20 protein-coding genes and 1 pseudogene are annotated in these 20,034 nt (G+C 41.9%); 17 read left to right on the top strand and 4 right to left on the bottom strand.

Annotated features, from left to right (window positions below; translation table 11 throughout):
- Window positions 1-3: 3 nt before the first annotated feature.
- The 9 genes and pseudogenes from motB (at window position 4) to PROVRUST_RS04060 (ending at window position 10,277) form a co-directional block, all read left to right on the top strand.
- The gene (motB, locus tag PROVRUST_RS04100) at window positions 4-924 is read left to right on the top strand and encodes a flagellar motor protein MotB (protein ID WP_006813448.1); all 921 of its coding nucleotides are present in this window, start codon (window positions 4-6) and stop codon (window positions 922-924) included.
- A 107-nt stretch (window positions 925-1,031) separates the two neighbouring features.
- The gene (gene cheA / locus PROVRUST_RS04095) at window positions 1,032-3,176 is read left to right on the top strand and encodes a chemotaxis protein CheA (RefSeq protein ID WP_006813447.1); all 2,145 of its coding nucleotides are present in this window, start codon (window positions 1,032-1,034) and stop codon (window positions 3,174-3,176) included.
- A gap of 16 nt (window positions 3,177-3,192) precedes the next feature.
- Window positions 3,193-3,690, top strand: coding sequence for a chemotaxis protein CheW (gene cheW / locus PROVRUST_RS04090; protein WP_039854244.1), 498 nt, complete (start codon window positions 3,193-3,195; stop codon window positions 3,688-3,690).
- A gap of 121 nt (window positions 3,691-3,811) precedes the next feature.
- The gene (locus PROVRUST_RS04085) at window positions 3,812-5,497 is read left to right on the top strand and encodes a methyl-accepting chemotaxis protein (protein ID WP_006813444.1); all 1,686 of its coding nucleotides are present in this window, start codon (window positions 3,812-3,814) and stop codon (window positions 5,495-5,497) included.
- 112 nt (window positions 5,498-5,609) lie between these two features.
- On the top strand, window positions 5,610-7,175 hold the full coding sequence (locus tag PROVRUST_RS04080; RefSeq protein ID WP_006813443.1) for a methyl-accepting chemotaxis protein: 1,566 nt from the start codon (window positions 5,610-5,612) through the stop codon (window positions 7,173-7,175).
- Between the two features lie 95 nt (window positions 7,176-7,270).
- Window positions 7,271-8,107, top strand: coding sequence for a chemotaxis protein-glutamate O-methyltransferase (locus PROVRUST_RS04075; protein ID WP_006813442.1), 837 nt, complete (start codon window positions 7,271-7,273; stop codon window positions 8,105-8,107).
- The gene (locus PROVRUST_RS04070) at window positions 8,107-9,174 is read left to right on the top strand and encodes a protein-glutamate methylesterase/protein-glutamine glutaminase (RefSeq protein WP_006813441.1); all 1,068 of its coding nucleotides are present in this window, start codon (window positions 8,107-8,109) and stop codon (window positions 9,172-9,174) included. The genes PROVRUST_RS04075 and PROVRUST_RS04070 overlap by 1 nt, the downstream gene beginning before the upstream one ends.
- 42 nt (window positions 9,175-9,216) lie before the next feature.
- Window positions 9,217-9,609: a chemotaxis response regulator CheY gene (cheY, locus tag PROVRUST_RS04065; RefSeq protein ID WP_006813440.1), complete on the top strand. Its 393-nt coding sequence runs from the start codon at window positions 9,217-9,219 to the stop codon at window positions 9,607-9,609.
- Between the two features lie 24 nt (window positions 9,610-9,633).
- A pseudogene (locus tag PROVRUST_RS04060) lies at window positions 9,634-10,277 on the top strand (protein phosphatase CheZ).
- 151 nt (window positions 10,278-10,428) lie between these two features.
- On the opposite strand, the gene yajD reads toward PROVRUST_RS04060, so the two are convergent.
- Complete coding sequence (gene yajD / locus PROVRUST_RS04055) at window positions 10,429-10,776, bottom strand: HNH nuclease YajD (RefSeq protein ID WP_006813437.1); 348 nt, start codon at window positions 10,774-10,776, stop codon at window positions 10,429-10,431.
- Window positions 10,777-11,046: 270 nt separating this feature from the next.
- Here yajD and flhB point away from each other — a divergent pair, with 270 nt between their 5' ends.
- The 4 genes from flhB to PROVRUST_RS04035 all read left to right on the top strand — a co-directional run bounded on the left by flhB (window position 11,047) and on the right by PROVRUST_RS04035 (window position 15,128).
- A complete protein-coding gene (gene flhB, locus PROVRUST_RS04050; protein WP_006813436.1) occupies window positions 11,047-12,198 on the top strand; it encodes a flagellar biosynthesis protein FlhB in 1,152 nt (383 codons plus the stop codon).
- The gene (flhA, locus tag PROVRUST_RS04045; RefSeq protein WP_006813435.1) at window positions 12,191-14,287 is read left to right on the top strand and encodes a flagellar biosynthesis protein FlhA; all 2,097 of its coding nucleotides are present in this window, start codon (window positions 12,191-12,193) and stop codon (window positions 14,285-14,287) included. Before flhB ends, flhA begins: the two co-directional genes overlap by 8 nt.
- A 141-nt stretch (window positions 14,288-14,428) precedes the next feature.
- Window positions 14,429-14,815, top strand: a complete 387-nt coding sequence (locus PROVRUST_RS04040; protein WP_006813434.1) for a type II toxin-antitoxin system RelE/ParE family toxin — start codon at window positions 14,429-14,431, stop codon at window positions 14,813-14,815.
- Window positions 14,808-15,128, top strand: coding sequence for a helix-turn-helix domain-containing protein (locus PROVRUST_RS04035; protein WP_006813433.1), 321 nt, complete (start codon window positions 14,808-14,810; stop codon window positions 15,126-15,128). Before PROVRUST_RS04040 ends, PROVRUST_RS04035 begins: the two co-directional genes overlap by 8 nt.
- Window positions 15,129-15,165: 37 nt before the next feature.
- Here the strand turns inward: PROVRUST_RS04035 and PROVRUST_RS04030 are convergent, their stop codons facing one another.
- From PROVRUST_RS04030 to flgA, 3 genes are all read right to left on the bottom strand, one after another.
- The gene (locus tag PROVRUST_RS04030; RefSeq protein ID WP_006813432.1) at window positions 15,166-15,606 is read right to left on the bottom strand and encodes a flagella synthesis protein FlgN; all 441 of its coding nucleotides are present in this window, start codon (window positions 15,604-15,606) and stop codon (window positions 15,166-15,168) included.
- Between the two features lie 11 nt (window positions 15,607-15,617).
- The gene (gene flgM / locus PROVRUST_RS04025) at window positions 15,618-15,920 is read right to left on the bottom strand and encodes a flagellar biosynthesis anti-sigma factor FlgM (protein ID WP_006813431.1); all 303 of its coding nucleotides are present in this window, start codon (window positions 15,918-15,920) and stop codon (window positions 15,618-15,620) included.
- 209 nt (window positions 15,921-16,129) lie between these two features.
- Entirely contained in the window at window positions 16,130-16,798 is a 669-nt protein-coding gene (gene flgA / locus PROVRUST_RS04020; protein ID WP_006813429.1) for a flagellar basal body P-ring formation chaperone FlgA, read from the bottom strand.
- Between the two features lie 231 nt (window positions 16,799-17,029).
- Here flgA and flgB point away from each other — a divergent pair, with 231 nt between their 5' ends.
- The 4 genes from flgB to flgE are packed head-to-tail and all read left to right on the top strand — an operon-like array spanning window position 17,030 to window position 20,022.
- The gene (flgB, locus tag PROVRUST_RS04015) at window positions 17,030-17,443 is read left to right on the top strand and encodes a flagellar basal body rod protein FlgB (RefSeq protein ID WP_006813427.1); all 414 of its coding nucleotides are present in this window, start codon (window positions 17,030-17,032) and stop codon (window positions 17,441-17,443) included.
- A 5-nt stretch (window positions 17,444-17,448) separates the two neighbouring features.
- Window positions 17,449-17,853: a flagellar basal body rod protein FlgC gene (flgC, locus tag PROVRUST_RS04010; protein ID WP_006813426.1), complete on the top strand. Its 405-nt coding sequence runs from the start codon at window positions 17,449-17,451 to the stop codon at window positions 17,851-17,853.
- A gap of 12 nt (window positions 17,854-17,865) precedes the next feature.
- A complete protein-coding gene (locus tag PROVRUST_RS04005; protein WP_006813425.1) occupies window positions 17,866-18,723 on the top strand; it encodes a flagellar hook assembly protein FlgD in 858 nt (285 codons plus the stop codon).
- A gap of 30 nt (window positions 18,724-18,753) precedes the next feature.
- Entirely contained in the window at window positions 18,754-20,022 is a 1,269-nt protein-coding gene (gene flgE, locus PROVRUST_RS04000; RefSeq protein ID WP_006813424.1) for a flagellar hook protein FlgE, read from the top strand.
- Window positions 20,023-20,034 lie beyond the last annotated feature (12 nt).

Genomic DNA, 20,034 nt, shown 5'->3' with positions numbered 1-20,034 from the left:
ACCATGGCTGGCAATCATCCTCAAATTATTCGTGTCAAAAAACGTGGTGGTCATCAGCAAGGTAGCCATGGAGGTGCATGGAAAATTGCTTATGCAGATTTTATGACTGCAATGATGGCCTTCTTTCTAGTGATGTGGTTGATTTCTATTTCCAGCCCACAAGAGTTAACTAAGATTGCTGAATATTTTCGTACTCCATTAAGTGTTGCGATTAATCCTGGTTCAAAAAGTGGGGACGCGACAAATCCCATACCTGGTGGCGGTAAAGATCCGATATTTCGTGATGGTGATGTGATGCCTGAGCCAAATAATATCATCTCAGGGGATGCTAATTATCGTTTTGAAAAACTAAAAGAAAACCTTGAGCAAGCCATATTACAAGACCCTCGTTTGAATGAATTAAAGCCTCATTTACTTATCGACATGATCAACGATGGTCTACGCATCCAAATCGTTGATAGTGCCAATAGACCGATGTTCAAAGTGGGTTCCGCGATAGTCGAGCCCTATATGCGCGATATTTTACGTGCCATTGCGCCATTACTGAACGACGTACCAAATCGTATTAGCATTTCGGGACACACGGACGATTTACCTTATGCCAGCGAAGCCTATTACAGCAACTGGGAACTGTCATCAGACCGTGCGAACGCTTCTCGCCGTGAACTGATCATGGGTGGCATGGAAGAGCAAAAGATTTTACGTGTTGTTGGGATGGCGTCATCTATCCACTTGGACAAAGAAAATGGCTTAGCGCCAATAAACCGGCGGATCAGCATCATCGTATTAAATGAAGATGAAACTAATCAAATTTTGCATGAATACGATGGAGCAACACCGATTCATGATGTGCTTAAAAAGCCACAACAAGATGTGCCGATTCAGGCAACTAACGAAGTCGTAACCGTTAAAGTGGGAAAATAAATTCACAAATTAACAATGACTTATATCGATAATTAATCAAAATATTCACTGCTAGAGTTTTTAGCAGTGAGCATTAAGTGAAACTTAAGCGAAATTGGATAAAAAGCATGGATATTACCGAGTTTTATCAAACGTTTTTCGATGAAGCGGATGAACTGCTCAGGGATATGGAACAGCATTTACTTGAGCTTGATCCTGTCGACCCAGATAGCGAGCAACTCAATGCCATATTCCGTAGTGCCCACTCGATTAAGGGGGGGGCGGCAACTTTTGGTTTCACGCACCTACAAAATACAACTCACACCTTAGAAAATTTACTCGATAAAGCTCGGCATGACGAGCTAACACTAACACCGGATATTATTGATGTTTTCTTAGATGCTAAGGATGTAATGGCATCACAGTTGGATGCCTATAAAAATGATTCATTACCTGATGATGAAACTTTCCAACATATCTGCGATGTACTAAAAAGTGTGGAGCACGGTGTTGGAGAAGTGAATTTTGATGAGGAGTCTATTGCAGCAATGGAAACGGTTACTGATACCGTTTCAGAATCTGCAATTCAAACCAACACTGCGCTTACGAATGATGAATTTTCTCACTATTTTATCATTACATTGAATTCACTGAAATCAACCGAAGTTGATGTTTTAGCAGATGAATTAGGTCTATTTGGTCGTTTATTCGGTACAGAAAAAAGTGAATCTAGCCTAAAAGCATGGCTGGGAACCAACACGGATATCGATGACATTTGCGGTGTATTGTGTTTCGTCGTGGATGAATCCCAGATTGAGCACTGTGCAACAAATTATGAAGCGTGCCAAGGCTTTATCCTAGGTGGTGGCGAACCAAATAAAGTTGTGGATGTAGAAGCGACTCTCGATGAACTGGCTGCAACGGTAGAAGAATTAGCCGCAATGGTTGAAAAACCGGTAGGGCAGATTGAAACCACTAAAGTGATTGCTCCGGTGGTAACGCCTGCATCTGCTGTATCGTCCTCTTCTTCAGCAAAAAAAGCTGCCGCTGCGAAGCCAAAAGGCGATTCGAGCAGTATCCGTGTCGCTGTTGAGAAGGTTGACCAACTGATTAATTTAGTGGGTGAACTTGTCATTATTCAATCGATGTTGACCCAACATAGCCAGCAAGTTGATCAAAACGAATATTCAGATTTACTCAGTTCCATCGTGCAACTAGAACGAAATTCTCGCGCGCTCCAAGAATCCGTTATGTCCATTCGCATGATGCCGATGGATTATGTATTTAGCCGTTTCCCTAGAATGGTTCGTGATATTGCCTCAAAACTGGGCAAGAAAATAGAGCTTAAGGTGGAAGGTAGCTCGACAGAGTTAGATAAGAGCTTGATTGAACGTATCGTTGATCCATTGAACCACCTTGTACGTAACAGCCTCGACCATGGAATTGAAAAACCAGAAGTTCGTCTTGCTAATGGTAAATCTGAAGCGGGTACGTTAACGCTTTCTGCTGCACATCAGAGTGGCAATATCTGTATTGAAGTTCGTGATGATGGAGCAGGATTGAACCGTGAACGAATTCTTGCCAAAGCCCGCTCTCAAGGCATGAATATTCATGATGCGATGACCAATGACGAAGTCGCGATGCTGATTATGGCGCCAGGATTTTCGACAGCCGAAGTGATTACTGATGTATCAGGTCGTGGCGTGGGTATGGACGTAGTGAAACGTAATATCCAAGACATGGGTGGACGAATTCAAATTGGTTTTACCGAAGGAAAAGGCACCATTATTCGTATTTTACTGCCACTAACATTGGCTATTCTGGATGGAATGTCAGTAAAAGTTGCAGATGACGTTTTCATTGTGCCGCTTAGTGCGATTATTAGTACGCTACAACCTCGCCCTGAAGATATTTATCGTCTCGCGGGAGAAGAAAAAATGCTTTTAGTTCGAGGTGAATATTTACCACTCGTCGAACTCCACCAAGTCTTTTCTATCGAAAATGCCGAACCTAATTTAGCAAATAGCATTGCGTTAATTATTCAAAATGCGGGGCATCGTTTTGCTTTATTAGTCGATAAGTTAGTTGGTCAGCAGCAAGTCGTGGTGAAAAATATTGCCAGTAATTACCGCAAAGTTCCGGGTATTTCCGCCGCAACCATCATGGGCGATGGCTCAGTCTCCCTAATTTTAGATGTTGCAGAATTACAACGAATGAACAACCACATTTTGATTAATAAGAAACAGCCTGTTTCTCAACCCGTAATGCACTAAATAGAGGCTAAACACCATGTCTATGTTAGATGATGATTTAAACAAGCTCGAAGAAGAAAAAAATGGCGAAGGCTACCTCGTTTTTACGCTTGGTGAAGAAGAGTACGGAATTGAAATTTTAAAAGTACAGGAAATTCGTGGTTACGAGCAAGTAACGCGTATAGCGAACACGCCTCATTTTATTAAAGGCGTTACTAATCTGCGTGGAGTGATAATTCCTATCATCGATCTGCGGATTAAATTTTCCCATGAAAATGTGGTGTACAACGATAATACGGTCGTCATTGTGGTTAACCTGAAAGACCGCGTTGTCGGGATTGTGGTTGATGGCGTATCGGATGTGTTGGTGCTGAATGAAGATCAAATCGCTCCACCACCAGATTTTGCTGTCACGTTATCTACTCAGTATTTAACTGGGCTGGGTACGATGGGTGAAAGGATGTTAATTCTCGTCGATATTGAAAAATTATTGACCAGTGAAGAAATGGCACTAATCGACCATATTGCGGAGTGATCATCCGCTGATCACCTCGTTTCTGCTGTCAATTTGCTCAAAAATGCCAGAGGCACTCACTAAAGTTTTTGAGCAGATGACCGATATCCAAATTACAACAACATTATGTTAGTAAAACGCCATGTACAGTCGAATTAAAATCGTTTCAGGACTTTTGTCCGTTATTTTTCTTTTTATTTTATTGCAGCTGGTTTCAAGTGGTTTGATGTTTACCAAACTAGGCGATAACAGCGACAGCATTAATTATTTGAATTCTCTTCAACGCCAAAGACAAGTTCTTACTGAAAGTTGGGTTAATTTATTACAGGCTCGCTCTGATTTAAACCGCTCGATCAATGCTTATTTGTTGGAAGAACTCAACATTAAGGATGATGCATCAGCTGGTGACTTAATCAAATCGGCACATGATAAATTTACAGCCGCTGATGACGCTTACGGTCGATACAGAAAGATGATGGAAAATACCTCCATTGATAAAGACCAGTTTGATAGATTGCTCAAGTCTTATGAAGACTATCGGGTGGCATTAACAAAACTCGCTGAATATGCGGAAAAAGGTGACTTAAACGGTTTCTATGCTCATAGAACATCGGGACTACAAGCTAAATTTGAAGAGCAATTCAGTGCTTATTTTGCTGATATTGCAGCTGATTTCCAAGCTGAAATTGATAATGCAGAAGGAAACTACCGTGAATCTTTATATATGCTGGTGGTTTTATCAATCTTGTTAGCACTGATTGGTTTCTTCAGTTATCGCTATGTGCGTAAAGGAATTACTGAGCCATTAAATACACTGATTGAGCGCATCAAAGTATTTGCAGCAGGGGACTTAACACCCAAAATTGATACCTCAGCACACAATGAAATTGGTGAGTTAGCTGGTGGTGTTCAGCATATGCAACAAGAGCTGATCAATACGGTGCGTGGTGTTCTAGATGGTAGTGAAACTATCTATCAAGGAACCACAGAAATTGCAGCCGGTAATAATGATTTGTCATCGCGGACTGAACAGCAGGTAGCTTGTTTAGAAGAAACTTCAGCGAGCATGAGCGAGTTAACGGCGACCGTTAAACAGAATACTGAATATGCTCATCAAGCGAGTGAGTTCGCGAGCCAAGCCTCAGTGATTGCAAAAGAAGGCGGCAAAGTCGTCTCTAATGTGGTTCACACCATGCGCAATATTGCGGATAGCTCCCAAAAAATCTCTGACATTACTGCGGTCATCGATAGCATCGCATTCCAAACCAACATCTTAGCGCTTAATGCTGCCGTAGAAGCTGCACGTGCCGGTGAACATGGTCGTGGATTTGCTGTTGTTGCTGACGAAGTTCGTAACCTAGCTCAACGCAGTGCGGATGCAGCGAAAGAGATCAAAACGCTGATCGAAGACTCTGTTTCTAGAACGGATGTTGGGGCTCGTCAAGCAGAAGATGCTGGCGAAACTATGACCAAAATTGTTGATTCTGTCACTCGTGTTACCGACATCATGACGCACATCGCTACAGCGTCAGATGAGCAAAGCAAAGGGATTTCTCAAGTCAGCATCGCAGTGGCTGAGATGGATAAAGTGACTCAACAAAATGCCTCACTTGTCGAGCAATCGGCAGTGGCTGCTAACGTACTGGAAGAGCAAGTCGCTAAGCTCTCTCAATTAATTTCCATTTTCCGTTTACCTGCACTGGATCATGGCAAAGTACGCAATGCTCAACCTGCACCAAGAACAGTCTCTAATATTGTTAAAACACCGGATTTATCTAAAATTTCTTCGAAAAATCATAAAGATGATGATAATTGGGAAACCTTCTAAAAAGTAAATCCAATCTAGCGCTGTGGGAGTTTATCCCGCAGCGTTTTTATATGTTTAAGCTCGATAATTAAAAAGAGCCAATTATTTGGCTGTCATAAGTAGGGGATTAAATATGTTAGGAAAAAATATCAAAATTTCAGTGAGCTTATACTTACTCCTAATCCTATTTTGTGGCATGCAGTTAGCCTCAAGTGGGATTTCTGTAGGTATCGTCAATAGTGAACTGAAATCTTTAGAAAATATTGATTTGGGATCTAAAAAGCGTGCATTACTTGAAGAGACCAGCAAGCACTTAATGCAGGCACGCAATAGCCTGACACAAATTGCTTTATTACTGAAAGAAGGCGGCCACAACGATTTAATCGAAGAAACCCGCAAGATTTTTGATGATTACTTAGTCGAAGCAAATAACGATTACGCCGAATTTAAAGCCCAACCTGTGTTGAGTGAAAAAGAAAATCTCTCTGCATTAGAAGAGAAATTTAACTCTTTTATTGTCACGTTAAATGCCTTGAATACTCACCTTGATAACAATGATGTCGCGGCGTATATCGCATTACCCGCTCAAAAAAACCAAGATGAATTAATTAAGGTTATTAACAGTTATCTTTCTGTTTTAAATGATGAAAGCAATGCCTCCATTGCAGATGCAAGATTCTATAACCAATTTGCATGGACCTCATTCTTCAGTGTCGTTGTCATTATCTTTTTGGTCATTGGTGTTGTACACCTGTGGCTCAAACGCAAAGTTATTTCCCCGTTAAACAGCATGAGTGAACATTTCATGCAGGTTGCGGAAGGAAAACTGAATCAGAATATTGAAATTTCATTCCGTGATGAAATTGGCGATGTTTTCGAAAAATTGAAATTGATGCAGCATTCACTGGCAAAAACAGTGACATCTATTCGAGTGAATACAGACCAAATGTCTACCGGTATTCGCGAGATTGCTCTAGGCAATAATAACTTATCCTCAAGAACTGAACAGCAAGCCGCATCATTAGAAGAAACGGCAGCAAGTATGGAAGAGTTGACCGCGACGGTAAAACAAAACGCGGATAATGCACGTCAAGCGAGTGAATTAGCCGTGACTGCATCAAGAACAGCAACCAAAGGTGGCGAAATTACGGAAGAGGTCATTGACACAATGACTTCGATTTCTAATAGCTCACAAAAAATCAGCGCCATTATTAGTGTTATTGATGGTATTGCATTCCAAACCAATATTTTAGCACTGAATGCGGCGGTTGAAGCGGCACGAGCGGGTGAACAAGGTCGTGGATTCTCTGTGGTAGCGGGTGAAGTTCGCGCATTAGCACAACGTAGCGCTGAAGCAGCAAAAGAGATCAAAGCGCTGATCGATGAATCAGTTGGACGTGTTAGCCAAGGTTCTGTATTGGTCAATGAAGCTGGGCAAACCATGAACGAATTGGTAGCAGCAGTAAATCAAGTTACTGAATTAATGGGAAATATTGCATCCGCTTCCAATGAGCAGAGTCGTGGTATCGAACAAGTAGCCGTTGCTGTAAGTCAAATGGACTCAGTGACCCAACAAAACGCCGCTCTTGTTGAGCAATCAACCAGTGCAACCGCCGCCTTAGAAGATCAGGCGAATAACTTGGTTGAAACCGTGGCATTTTTTGAATTACCTGAGCAATCAGGACGAATGAGACGCTGATTAGGATCTCTTCCTAGCTCGTTACATGTTCGACAATTTGGCAGCCATATTACTGGCTGCCTCACCGGTTTTTATTGAATAGGACGACAAGTACGATGCTTTTAGTACCACAAATAGAACCTTTGACTGACGATGAATTTGGTCGAGTTTGTCGATTCATTCATAAAAAGTCTGGGATCGTCCTTACGATGAATAAAAAAAACATGGTCTATAACCGACTGTTAAAGCGGTTAAGGGACTCTAATATCGACAATTTTTCTGACTACTTACGGATGCTAGAACGCGAGCCAATGAATCCAGAATGGCAAGCATTTGTTAACGCATTAACGACGAATTTAACAGCATTTTTCCGAGAGCCTCATCACTTCGAAACCTTGACTGATTTCCTGAGAAGCCGACGTAATACCAACATTAACATATGGTGTGCGGCATCTTCTACGGGGGAAGAACCTTACTCAATCGCGATGACAGTGAGCGATGTTTTGGGTTCTAGTGCAGCAACCGCAAAGGTGATGGCAAGCGATATCGATACGGAAGTTTTAGAAAAAGCGAAACAAGGGATTTATCGAGTCGAAGAGTTGAAAAACCTCAGCGCATTACAGCGCCAACGTTATTTCATGAAAGGGGTGGGGGAATATGAAGGTTTTGCCCGTGTAAAACCCGCGCTGAGCAATATGATTGAATTTCGTCACTTAAATTTAAGTGACAGTGATTGGCAAATACAGCATCGATTTGATGCAATCTTTTGCCGTAACGTCATGATTTATTTTGATAAAGAAATGCAGATAAAACTACTAGAGCGCTTTGCGCCATTATTAAAGCCAGACGGCTTATTGTTTATCGGTCACTCTGAAAATATTTCTCAACTATCCAAACAGTTTGTGATCAACGGACAAACCGTCTATAGCTTGCAATCAGTGAGGAGAGAATAATGAAAAAAATCAAAGTATTGTGTGTTGATGACTCCGCGCTGATGCGCCAATTGATGCGTGAAATCATTAATAGCCACCACGATATGGAAGTCGTCGATACGGCGCCAGATCCCTATGTAGCTCGGGATCTGATTAAACAGCTAGAACCTGACGTTGTGACCCTTGATGTTGAAATGCCAAGAATGGATGGTATTGATTTTTTAGAAAAATTAATGCGATTACACCCAATTCCGGTTGTTATGGTGTCGACGTTAACATCTAAAGGCTCTGAGGTGACATTAAAAGCATTGGAGCTGGGCGCGGTGGACTTTGTGACTAAGCCACAGATTGGTATCCGCGAAACCATGATGAGCTATCGTGAGTTAATAGGTGAAAAAATTCGCGCCGCTGCGATGTCTAAAATGTCACAACGCAGCCGTTTTGCTCGTACAGAGAAAAAAGTGCCGGAGCCTGTGACATTAGCTAAACCACTTTCGCCATATGCGTGCAATAGCCGAGTGATAGCGGTAGGGGCATCGACAGGGGGGACGGAAGCTATTCGTCAATTCTTAGAGATGCTACCAAGAGAATGTCCTCCGGTAGTGATCACTCAGCATATGCCTGCGGGTTTTACGCGCTCTTTTGCCGAGCGGCTTAACAAGCTGTGCTCATTAACGGTTAAAGAAGCTGAGCACAACGAATTGCTGCAAAAAGGCTGCGCTTATATTGCCCCCGGAGATTCTCATATGCTCATTACGGATAAAGGCAAAGGCTACCAAATTATTTTAGAACAAAGTGAACCCGTGAACCGTCATCGCCCTTCGGTGGATGTGATGTTCGATTCTGTGGCGAAACATGTCGGTCGTAAATGTATTGGGGTGTTATTGACCGGAATGGGAATGGATGGCGCGAAAGGTTTACTGAATTTGCACCAACAGGGCGCAATAACCTATGCCCAGAATGAAAGCAGTTGTGTGGTATTTGGTATGCCTCGTGCAGCGATCGAAATGAATGCTGCTGATGAGGTGCTCGATATCCTTAAAATTGCCCCGAGTTTGTTAACAAAACTTTCGTCTGTCACCATTTAGTGATGGCAGTTATTCATCATTGTATTTTTTGAAGGAGTGGTTATGGCCGCTAAAGATCTCAGTTTTCTGGTTGTTGATGATTTCTCCACGATGCGCAGAATCGTTCGCAACTTATTAAAAGAACTTGGTTTTAATAAAATCGATGAAGCCGAGGATGGGGTTGATGCACTGGAAAAAATCCGTGCTGGAAATATCGATTTTGTGGTTGCTGACTGGAATATGCCCAATATGGATGGCTTGGAATTGCTGAAAACTATCCGTGGAGATGAAGCACTTAAACATATTCCTGTACTGATGGTGACGGCTGAAGCGAAGAAAGAAAACATCATTGCGGCAGCTCAAGCTGGTGCTAGCGGTTATGTTGTGAAACCGTTTACGGCGGCAATTCTTGAAGAAAAATTGAACAAAGTGTTTGAAAAAATGGGGCTGCAATAATCGCGCTTGCTAAAGGAGACAGTGATGATTGAACAAGTAACAATGAACGGCAGCCGCACAGGTACTGGAAATGAAGATTTAAAACAGGTCATTACACGTATTGGTACTTTGATGCGAACACTGAGAGAGAGCATGCGTGAGCTTGGTCTTGAAAAAGTGTTCAACAAGCCGTGGCCAGTATTCCAGATGGTAAAGATCGTTTACGTTATATCGCTCAAATGACGGCACAAGCGGCAGAAAAAACCCTGAATGGCATCGATGTCATTAAGCCGCTACAAGTGAACATGAACAAAAATGCGATAGCGCTGCAACAACAGTGGCAAGCGGTTGCATCAAATGATGTTCCCGCCGAGCTACGTGAATCGACTCAAGATTTTTTGGGAACCGTGATTCAAGATAGTGAAGTGACTAAAGCGGAACTTATGGAAATCATGATGGCTCAAGACTTCCAAGATTTAACGGGTCAAGTCGTCAAAAAAATGATGGAAGTCGTTGAAGAAGCGGAAAAACAACTGCTAGCTTTATTAATGGAAAATACACCGCCAGAAATGCGTGCAAAAACCCAAAGTGAAAGTCTGCTAAATGGACCGCAGATTAATAAAGAGGGTGTGAATGTGATGGCATCGCAGTCACAGGTGGATGATCTTTTAGATGAACTAGGTTTTTAATTTTCGCTTTCTGCCATATTTTGAGTCATAGCATTGTTGGTTGCTCTTAGCTATGACTCAAACTACTTTGATTTATCTGTCAGAAAAACGTATTAAATGGCACTTGTTCACATTTAAACTGAGACTTTGCTTAAAGTGAATCTTGCTAAGATTATTTTTTCTTATTGAGCATCGACTTTAAATCAGCGAACGGATTATAGGTCGCTTCACCAACATCTTTTTGTGCATCTTCCCCAGCCACAACCGTTGTTCCGTATTGATCCGCTTCAGTATATTTTGAGTGTTCATGGTCATGACAAAATAGACACAATAACTCCCAGTTACTGCCATCCTCTGGGTTATTGGTATGGTCGTGATCAATATGGTGAACTGTTAATTCGCGTAGATTTGAATAAACAAACTCCCGTGTACAGCGTCCACATACCCACGGATAGATTTTTAGTGCTTTCTCACGGTAGCCACTTTCCAACCGAGTGTAGTTTTTTGGGATCAGAGCCATAATAAATAGTACCTGTTATCAATAGATGGTTTTGCATTTCTGCTATCAATATACCGCATTTTACATCATGGGTATTATAGGAAATAAATTTTTAAATTATCTCTTTTTTGCAGGTTTCATATCTTATTGCGAAACGCTTCCCAAAGTTGATGTCATATTACTCAATTGCCCAAAAACCCCTGCGAAGTGCATCTAATTTCCACCATTGAATTTTTTACACTCTGTCATGCTATAGCGACTATACGTATAGGCTGAATTTTTGGAAGCGATGTGTCCGACGAAAGTGATGTAGAAAAAACAGAAGAACCCACGCCCCATAAAAAGCAAAAAGCCAAAGATGATGGGCAAATCGTTCGATCAAAAGAACTGAGCTCCCTGATGATGATGTTAGCTGGGGTCAGTTTACTGTGGCTAAGTGGTGGGCACCTTGCCGCACAATTACGTCAAATCATGCGCCAAGGGTTTATTTTTGATGGTCACTACCTACAGAACACAAAGCTGATGCTCAATTATTTAGGCTCGGTAGTGAGTGAAGCACTATTTGCATTATTACCCGTGATTGGTGGGTTGGCGCTAGTTGGAATTTCAGCATCCTCATTGGTAGGAGGACTGCTATTCAACAGTAAGCTGATTAAATTTGATCCTAAAAAATTAGATCCGATTAAAGGATTGAAACGAATTTTTTCAATGAATGCCTTATCCGAGCTATTTAAGGCGATCTTGAAATCTTTATTTGTGGGACTGGGGACATGGATTTTTCTTTGGCAAAGTTGGCCATCATTACTGCATTTGGTGATGGAGCCCCCTGTCACGGCATTAGGAAATGCGCTAGAAAAAGTCATTTTTGCCGGTTACTTGATTGTTTTTATGTTGATTCCGATGGTGGCATTTGATGTGTTTTACCAATTTCGTTCGCATTTAAAAAAATTACGAATGAGCCGCCAAGAAATTAAAGATGAATTCAAGCAGCAAGAGGGTGACCCGCATATTAAAGCCAAAATTCGTCAACAACAGCGTGCGATTGCTCGCAACCGAATGATGGCCGATGTTCCCAGTGCAGATGTTATCGTCACTAACCCAACACACTATGCGGTAGCACTCAAATATGATGATAAAAAAATGGGGGCTCCAAAGGTATTGGCAAAAGGGGCGGGAGTTATCGCTCAACGCATAAAAGAAATTGGCGAAGAGAATCGAATTTTACAACTTGAAGCTCCTCCGTTAGCGCGTGCGTTATATCGACACGCTGAGATTGGACAAAGTATTCCTGTTGCGCTGTATGCAGCAGTAGCAGAAGTTTTAGCATGGGTTTACCAATTACGCCGTTGGCGTCGAGAAGGTGGCCTGAAACCCAAAAAACCGAAAAATTTACCAGTGCCACCGACGCTGGATTTTGCTGGAGATGACAATCGCGATGGCTAATTTGGCTACACTTTTAAAATTGCCGAAGAACTTACAGGGAACTCAGTGGCAAATTCTCGCTGGGCCCGTACTGATTTTGCTGATCTTGTCGATGATGGTTTTACCATTACCGGCATTTTTGCTCGACCTGCTGTTTACCTTTAATATTGCGCTCTCCATCATGGTGTTGTTAGTGGCGATGTTCACTAAACGGACATTGGATTTTGCGGCTTTCCCAACGATTTTATTATTTGCCACATTACTGCGTTTATCGCTCAATATCGCCTCTACTCGAATTATTTTATTAGATGGTCACACCGGACCTGATGCCGCAGGACGGGTAGTTGAAGCTTTTGGTCATTTCTTGGTAGGTGGTAATTTTGCCATTGGTATCGTGGTATTTATTATTCTCGTCTTGATTAACTTTATGGTCATTACCAAAGGTGCGGGGCGTATTGCTGAAGTGGGCGCTCGTTTTGTTCTTGATGGTATGCCTGGTAAGCAAATGGCAATCGATGCGGACTTAAACGCAGGAATTATTAATGATGATGAAGCCAAAAAACGCCGCTCAGAAGTAACTCAAGAAGCAGATTTTTACGGTTCGATGGATGGTGCGAGTAAGTTTGTCCGTGGTGATGCTGTCGCCGGTATTATGATCATGGTCATCAACGTGATTGGTGGTTTAATCATTGGTGTTGCTCAACACAATATGACCTTAGGTGATGCCACCAGTACATATACCCTATTAACTATTGGTGATGGACTTGTCGCTCAGATCCCAGCATTGATTATCTCTACCGCCGCAGGGGTAATTGTTACCCGTGTTGCAACCGATGAAGATGTCGGTGAGCAGATGGTCACTCAACTATTTAATAATCCTAGAGTTATGTGGCTAAGTGCGGGAGTTTTAGGGCTTATTGGTCTGATTCCTGGCATGCCAAATTTCGTGTTTCTCTTATTTACTGCGGCGCTAGCTGCATTAGGTTGGTATCTCGTTCGTAAATCCCAAAGCCCAGAGAAAGTTTCTGATGACGGTCAAGCACAACACTTTCAAGAAGCCAATAAAGTAGTGGAAGCGACTTGGGAGGATGTTCAGTTAGAGGACTTATTAGCGATGGAAGTGGGCTATCGCTTAATTCCACTCGTCGATAATGACCAGCAAGGGGAATTATTAGGCCGTTTGCGTGGATTACGGAAAAAGTTTGCTCAAGAAGTCGGGTACTTACCACCCGTGGTGCATATCTGCGATAACTTAGAATTGTCGCCATGTGAGTATCGTATTCTTATTAAAGGCGCAGAGGTCGGGCGCGGCGAAGCACAACCTGGTCGTAGCCTAGCGATTGATCCGGGAAATGCCGCTGGTTCATTGCAAGGGGATGTGACGAAAGAGCCAGCGTTCGGCTTACCTGCGGTTTGGATTGATGATGATTTCCGTGAACAAGCACAAATCCAAGGCTATACGGTTGTTTCTGCCAGTACCGCAGTAGCAACACACTTCAATCAAATTTTACTGCAATATTCAAGTACATTGTTTGGGCGTCAAGAAGCCCAAATGTTGTATGACCGAGTGAAAAAAGAGATGCCAAAACTGGCGGATGACCTGATCCCAGATACTATATCTTTGACAATTTTACATCGCGTTCTGCAAAACTTATTGATGGAAGATGTCGTGATCCGCGATATGCGCACCATTATTGAAACCTTAGCTGAAATGTCAGGGGAAAATGGTGAACAAAAAGATACCGACTATCTGACTTCTCAGGTACGGATCGCGCTTGGACGGGCAATTACCCAACAGTGGTTTGGTAATGCAGAAGAAATCCAAGTCATTGGTCTCGATGCTAAGTTAGAACAAATTCTGTTACAAGCGGCTAAAAATGGTGGCGGTTTAGAACCAAATCTTGCGCAATTTATTCAATCTCAAGCGGAAGAAGCGATTTCTCATCAAGAAGCCATGGGGGCACCAACGGTATTATTGGTGAATCACAGTTTACGATTGATATTGTCTCGTTTCTTGCGTCGTAGCTTGCCACAGTTGGTCGTGATGTCGAATTTAGAGATGACGGATCATCGTAAGATTAGAATGACGTCGATGATTAGCGGGTCATAAACAACCGATTAATTTATTGTTTAATACAGACAGGTAGCAGGCGATTTAATGGGGTTTTCTTGATGAAATCTTGTTTTTCGCCTGTTTTTTATTGATGCCAACTGTAGTAAGGATTACTATGGTTTAATTGGTGGGCTAAGGATGGCAATTTATAAAACTAAGATTTTTAAGAGTAAGCTAAAAAAGCTAGAACTGGATGAAATTGACGTATTGTTAGCGGCTAAGCAGGTTTTATCCGGCTGTTATGAAGCGGATTTGGGTGGCGGTGTGATTAAAAAGCGTCTGGCTATTCAAGGCTTTGGGAAAAGAGCTGGAATACGAACGATTATTTTTTATAAACAAGGTTCTCATCTATTTTTTGCTGATGGTTGGTCCAAATCACGATTAGCCTCAAAAGGAAGAAAAGAAATTGAGGATGATGATCTTGAATCCTATAAAGATATTGCTCGAATATTACTAAATTCTGATCCAATGAAAATTGCACATATGCTTAAAACTGGCTATTTAATTGAGGTAGAAAATGTCTAATACGATGAAAGAGTTACTTGAATTTGCTCAAGGATTGGAAAAGATTGGAGTGACTGATGATATTGCCTCTCGACGTATTGAAGCAAGAATTAAGGCGAGAGAGTTAAAGGAGAAATTTAGTGCTCTTAAGCCAATGACGGGTGAGGATATTAAACGTATTCGCGAAGAGAATAATATTTCTCAATCATCTTTAGCGCTTATATTAAATATGACAAAAGAAAGTGTGTCTAAGTGGGAACGTGATGAAATCAAACCCAACGGCGCAGCGTTGAGATTACTAAATTTAATCGAGCAAAAGACTCTGATTATTTAACCAGATAGAGATAGATAACAGGGAGATAGTCAGAAATCTAAATCGAGATTTTCTTTCCTAATGCAGGGCGTTTCGACTCTAAACCATCGGCACCATATGTGGATTGATTATTGTGTTTTTTCACAAAATTAAGGCGCTGTGAGTTCAGTTCAATATGCAGTTGTAGCATTTGGTGATTACGATAATTTAGCTCTTTTAATGAAGTGGTCAGGGCTTTAATCGATTCCCAAATATTACTCAGTACAAGGTTGTCATCGTAAGGCGCTGCAATCTGCGCTTGCTCTTCTAGCTGCAAACGGTGATTTTCTCCGTGACTAATAGCGGCGACCAAAAAGCGTTTTTGCTCAGTCGTTTCCTGAAAAGGTGACGGTGGAACGCGATGATAACCTAATAATAACTCTTCATTTTTCATCACAATTTCCAGTGATTGCAAATGACCCAATTGTTGTTCTAGTAATAGCAATAATTCGTCGTTCATAGTAATTCAATTTATTTCATGGAAAGCATACATTCATGGGCGTCACGCAAAATGCCATCAGCAATTTTACCTGCATCCATCGTTAAAGTGCCGTCTTTGATAGCTTGCTTGATCTTCTCGACTTTTGCCGTATCAATATCGGTTGCTTGAGGCTGGAGTAATTTCTTTTGTAATTCGCTGGGTGCGAAAGAACTTTCTTTAACTGCTTCATTAGCTGAAATTTTTTTATCGCGCATCGGGGCTGTCGCATCTTGTGGATCGCGAGTCGTAACCTGAGTCAGCGCAGAAATTGCAGATGTTTGCTCAATAGCCATAGTGTTTTTTCCTGTTCCCGATATTTTTCATATAGTCAGTTATCGGCAGATATTAATGAACCTTTAATATTCCGTTATATTTCAAGTTGCCGCTATGCCACTTTTTTATTTTTTACTATGTCGGACGAATTGTAAAAATTATACCTGCAATTCCCATGAAAAACAGAAAATTATCATCCGCTAAGTTAATGATTATATTTCGCTTTCAATTAATTCAATGCAACCTGAACACTGCCATTTTCTTGAGCCTCACCATTCACAACTTGCCCATTAATTAACCGGACTCGAATATTCTCGCCGATGACAGCGTTGTTAATCGCTCTTCCTTCGTATTTCACCGAAAAATTATTTCCAGTCGCGAACACATGTACGGTTTGACCTGATTTGATTGCCCAAGGACGTCTTACCATTGAGTTGGTTAATGTTTGTCCCGCAGTAATATTACGTAGAGCAATGGTTCCACGTAATGCTATTTTTTCTGTTGCTGCTCCAGACGGTAATTGATGGATTAACCCTTTTTTTGTGCCGATATCTACAAATTCAATTGTCTCACCACGATTGATATTACGGGTTGCCACATAATATTGACCGGTCACATTGACGACTAATTGAATATATTGTTTTTTTTTGTCGCACTGTACGGGTAAGGAGACATTGCCCATATTTCTGCCCCCGCTTGGTGGGCTAATTTGGGGCTTATCACATTTTGGCCATTTATCTATCGGCGTTTTTATTTCAATGGAGACAGTATTTTGTTTACCGTGAACATGGCGAAAATACTGGTCAATATCTTGGGGTAGTGAAGCTTGAACAGATAAAGGAATTAGATTTAATAGACTGATATATAAAATATATTTAACTAAATAAACACGTCTCATTACACCATTTCCTTTTCAGTATCTCACTTTTATTCCGCTGAAGTTTACCGACATCCTCAATAATGAATGAGGCAAATAGGTCAATAATTTTGCCTTTATCTCGCCATTAGATTTTTTATCTGCCAGCTAATATGAGCATCGAATTTTTGTATTGATGAAATCTGCAACCAAAAAATTCCTAATTTACTCATTAAAAAGTTAGGAATTGACTGAAATCCATTGAGGGTAACCATGATTGATAAATTAGATGCCACTTTTGCTTTTCAACAGCGGGCTTTGTCCATAAGAGAAGCAAGACAGACCGTTTTGGCATCTAACATCGCCAACGCGGATACCCCAGGCTATCAAGCTCGTGACATCGATTTTAATCGTCAATTGCAGCAAGCGATGGATAAAGGAGTTGTTAAAGGTAAGGGAATTTCACTGGCTGTGACGGCGAAAGGGCACATTGAAGGGCATGATATGCAGCCTGCGGCAATGGATCTGAAATACCGAGTGCCTTACCAAACATCAATGGACGGAAATACCGTTGATATGGATATAGAACGTAGTCAATTTGCTGACAACACGTTGAAATATCAAGCCGATCTTACATTTATTAATAGCCAAGTCAAAAGTATGTTGGCCGTTCTACAGCAAGGGTAATTGTCATGGCTCTATTGAGTATTTTTGATATCTCCGCTTCCGCATTAACTGCGCAATCTCAACGCCTGAACGTGAGTGCCAGTAACATGGCGAACGCGGAAAGTGTGGCGGGTCCCGATGGACAACCTTACCGTGCAAAACAGGTCGTTTTCCAAATGGCTCCGCAAGGTCGTCATCAAGTGGGGGGCGTGCGAGTCAGTGAACTGATTGAAGATCCTTCTCCACCGCGCATGGAGTATAAACCGGGACATCCTCTTGCTGATGAAAAAGGTTATGTCCAGATGCCGAATGTCGACACGGTTGGTGAGATGATCAACACCATATCGGCATCACGTAGCTATCAAGCTAACTTAGAAGTGATGAATACCGCTAAAACATTGCTACAGAAAACCTTAACGCTAGGTCAGTAACGGAGACGCGAAATGGGAATTTCTGCCTCAATGAATGATTCTTTGGATAACTCTGTTGCAGGCCCAGCGGCTGTGGCAAGTAATGTACCAAAGAAAAGTCAAAGTGATGATATGCGTGACACATTTCTAACCATGATTGTGACGCAAATGCAAAACCAAGACCCCACAAAACCGATGGATAATGCCGATTTGACGGGGCAATTAGCGCAAATAGCCACCCTCGAGAGCATGAATAAGTTGAGCGATAGCGTGAGTGGCATTTCTCAGCAAATTGGTTCTGGACAATCATTACAGGCGACGCAATTAGTTGGAAAAGGGGTCCTGATCCCGCGTAATGAAATCATTTTAGCGTCACTGAAAAAAGAGAGTAACGGTGAAAATAGTACCGTGACCAAACCAGCAAATCCATTGCCAGATGAGGTGATCAGCGCGAACAGCCCATCGAATTTTGGTCTCAGTAATCTAGGGGCTAATGAAGGTGATGAGGGCTCTGAAGAGCCACAAACCGATTATATTTCATCGCCATTTGGTTTCTTCTTACCGAAGTTAGCCGATACCGTTGAAATTACCATTCGTGACAAAAACCGCACAGTTATCCGCACCATTAGCTATGACTCAGAAGTTAAACCCGATATTTACGATATGGCATGGGATGGGCGTGATAACAACGGCAATTTGGTTGCTGACCCGAAAGGTAAATATTTCTTTGATGTGAAAGCCGTCAGGATGGGGTCTGAAATTGAGGTCACCAAACTCGGCTATACCCGTGTCAATGGTGTAACACCCGGCTCAGATGCACCGTTATTGGATGTCGGCATAGGGCAAAGTGTGCCACTAAGCAGCATCTTCAAAGTGTATCCCGCATCTTAATTTTATTCCCCAAATATTTATGGAGAAAATATGTCTTTTTCACAAGCAGTTAGCGGCTTAAATGCAGCATCAGCGGGGCTAGATTCAATTGGTAACAATATTGCCAACTCCGCAACCAATGGTTTTAAAGGGGCAACGACATCGTTCGCTGATATGTTTGCCGGCTCAGGTGTTGGGTTAGGGGTTAACGTTGCTGCGGTTACCCAAAACTTTAAAGATGGTCCTATTACCCGAACTGATAGAGCGACCGATGTAGCGATTTCGGGCAACGGTTTTTTCCGTGTTGAAGACCAAAATGGTGATGTTTTTTATAGCCGTGATGGGCAATTTCAGCGCGATAAAAGCGGTAATTTAGTGAATAACCAAGGCATGGTTGTGACGGGGTATCCCGCTAGCGTTGATGCTAAAGGCAATGTGTCAATTCAAAGTGGTGGCGTACCTGCGGGCATGAATATCCCAACGGATATGATGGATGCAAAAAAATCTGAATTAGCCAAGTTAACCATTAACCTAAATTCAGAAGATAAAATTAAAGAAAAAGCGTTTGATGTTAACAACCCAGATGACATCGCGACGTATAACTTTAGTACCACGATGACTTCCTATGATAGCCAAGGGAATACTCATGAGATTTCTGTTTATTTTGTTAAAGGCGCAAATAATGAATGGAAAGTGTACGCCAAAGACGCAAATGAAACGAAAGCTACTCAGCTGATAAATACGGAAGAACCCACAGATCCGGCTGACCCAGTAATAGTTCATGACAGACTCGTTTTTGATGGGAATGGTCGTTTACAAGCACCAACAGATGCAATATTTGATTTTGATTATAAAGGATTAAATGGTGCAAATGATGGAGTTCTGAAAATTGACTTAAATAAAACCCGTCAACAAAAAGTCAGTGAATCTTCAGTCAGTGCCATCGATGTTAATGGCTATCCCGCAGGTGAATACACCACCTTCAAGATCGAAGATAACGGTCTGGTTGTGGCTAACTATTCTAACCAACAAAAACGTGTTGTTGGTCAAATCGCCTTATCTGCATTTGCTAACCCAAATGGTTTAGTTTCCCAAGGGGGTAACGTCTGGGCATCTTCAAATGCGTCGGGTAACCCGATGGATGGCGTACCGGGTGTGGGTCAGTTCGGTAAATTAACTAGCGGTGCATTAGAGTCCTCAAACGTGGATATGAGCCAAGAGCTGATTAGCATGATCGTGATGCAGCGTAACTATCAATCCAACGCACAAACCATCAAGACTCAAGACCAAATGCTACAAACATTGGTTAACTTACGTTAAGGGTAGAGGTTG

Origin of the sequence: Providencia rustigianii DSM 4541 (genome assembly GCF_000156395.1) — a bacterium.
In the GTDB taxonomy this organism is placed as follows: Bacteria; Pseudomonadota; Gammaproteobacteria; order Enterobacterales; family Enterobacteriaceae; genus Providencia; species Providencia rustigianii.
Note: the sequence above shows the minus strand (reverse complement) of the source record. Positions and strands in the feature narration are given on the sequence as shown.

Bases quoted from the DNA above. Each gene is read 5' to 3' on its own strand.
- motB (WP_006813448.1), top strand. From the start codon at position 4: ATGGCTGGCAATCATCCTCAAATTATTCGTGTCAAAAAACGTGGTGGT.
- cheA (WP_006813447.1), top strand. From the start codon at position 1,032: ATGGATATTACCGAGTTTTATCAAACGTTTTTCGATGAAGCGGATGAA.
- cheW (WP_039854244.1), top strand. From the start codon at position 3,193: ATGTCTATGTTAGATGATGATTTAAACAAGCTCGAAGAAGAAAAAAAT.
- PROVRUST_RS04085 (WP_006813444.1), top strand. From the start codon at position 3,812: ATGTACAGTCGAATTAAAATCGTTTCAGGACTTTTGTCCGTTATTTTT.
- PROVRUST_RS04080 (WP_006813443.1), top strand. From the start codon at position 5,610: ATGTTAGGAAAAAATATCAAAATTTCAGTGAGCTTATACTTACTCCTA.
- PROVRUST_RS04075 (WP_006813442.1), top strand. From the start codon at position 7,271: ATGCTTTTAGTACCACAAATAGAACCTTTGACTGACGATGAATTTGGT.
- PROVRUST_RS04070 (WP_006813441.1), top strand. From the start codon at position 8,107: ATGAAAAAAATCAAAGTATTGTGTGTTGATGACTCCGCGCTGATGCGC.
- cheY (WP_006813440.1), top strand. From the start codon at position 9,217: ATGGCCGCTAAAGATCTCAGTTTTCTGGTTGTTGATGATTTCTCCACG.
- yajD (WP_006813437.1), bottom strand. From the start codon at position 10,776: ATGGCTCTGATCCCAAAAAACTACACTCGGTTGGAAAGTGGCTACCGT.
- flhA (WP_006813435.1), top strand. From the start codon at position 12,191: ATGGCTAATTTGGCTACACTTTTAAAATTGCCGAAGAACTTACAGGGA.
- PROVRUST_RS04040 (WP_006813434.1), top strand. From the start codon at position 14,429: ATGGCAATTTATAAAACTAAGATTTTTAAGAGTAAGCTAAAAAAGCTA.
- PROVRUST_RS04035 (WP_006813433.1), top strand. From the start codon at position 14,808: ATGTCTAATACGATGAAAGAGTTACTTGAATTTGCTCAAGGATTGGAA.
- PROVRUST_RS04030 (WP_006813432.1), bottom strand. From the start codon at position 15,606: ATGAACGACGAATTATTGCTATTACTAGAACAACAATTGGGTCATTTG.
- flgM (WP_006813431.1), bottom strand. From the start codon at position 15,920: ATGGCTATTGAGCAAACATCTGCAATTTCTGCGCTGACTCAGGTTACG.
- flgA (WP_006813429.1), bottom strand. From the start codon at position 16,798: ATGAGACGTGTTTATTTAGTTAAATATATTTTATATATCAGTCTATTA.
- flgB (WP_006813427.1), top strand. From the start codon at position 17,030: ATGATTGATAAATTAGATGCCACTTTTGCTTTTCAACAGCGGGCTTTG.
- flgC (WP_006813426.1), top strand. From the start codon at position 17,449: ATGGCTCTATTGAGTATTTTTGATATCTCCGCTTCCGCATTAACTGCG.
- PROVRUST_RS04005 (WP_006813425.1), top strand. From the start codon at position 17,866: ATGGGAATTTCTGCCTCAATGAATGATTCTTTGGATAACTCTGTTGCA.
- flgE (WP_006813424.1), top strand. From the start codon at position 18,754: ATGTCTTTTTCACAAGCAGTTAGCGGCTTAAATGCAGCATCAGCGGGG.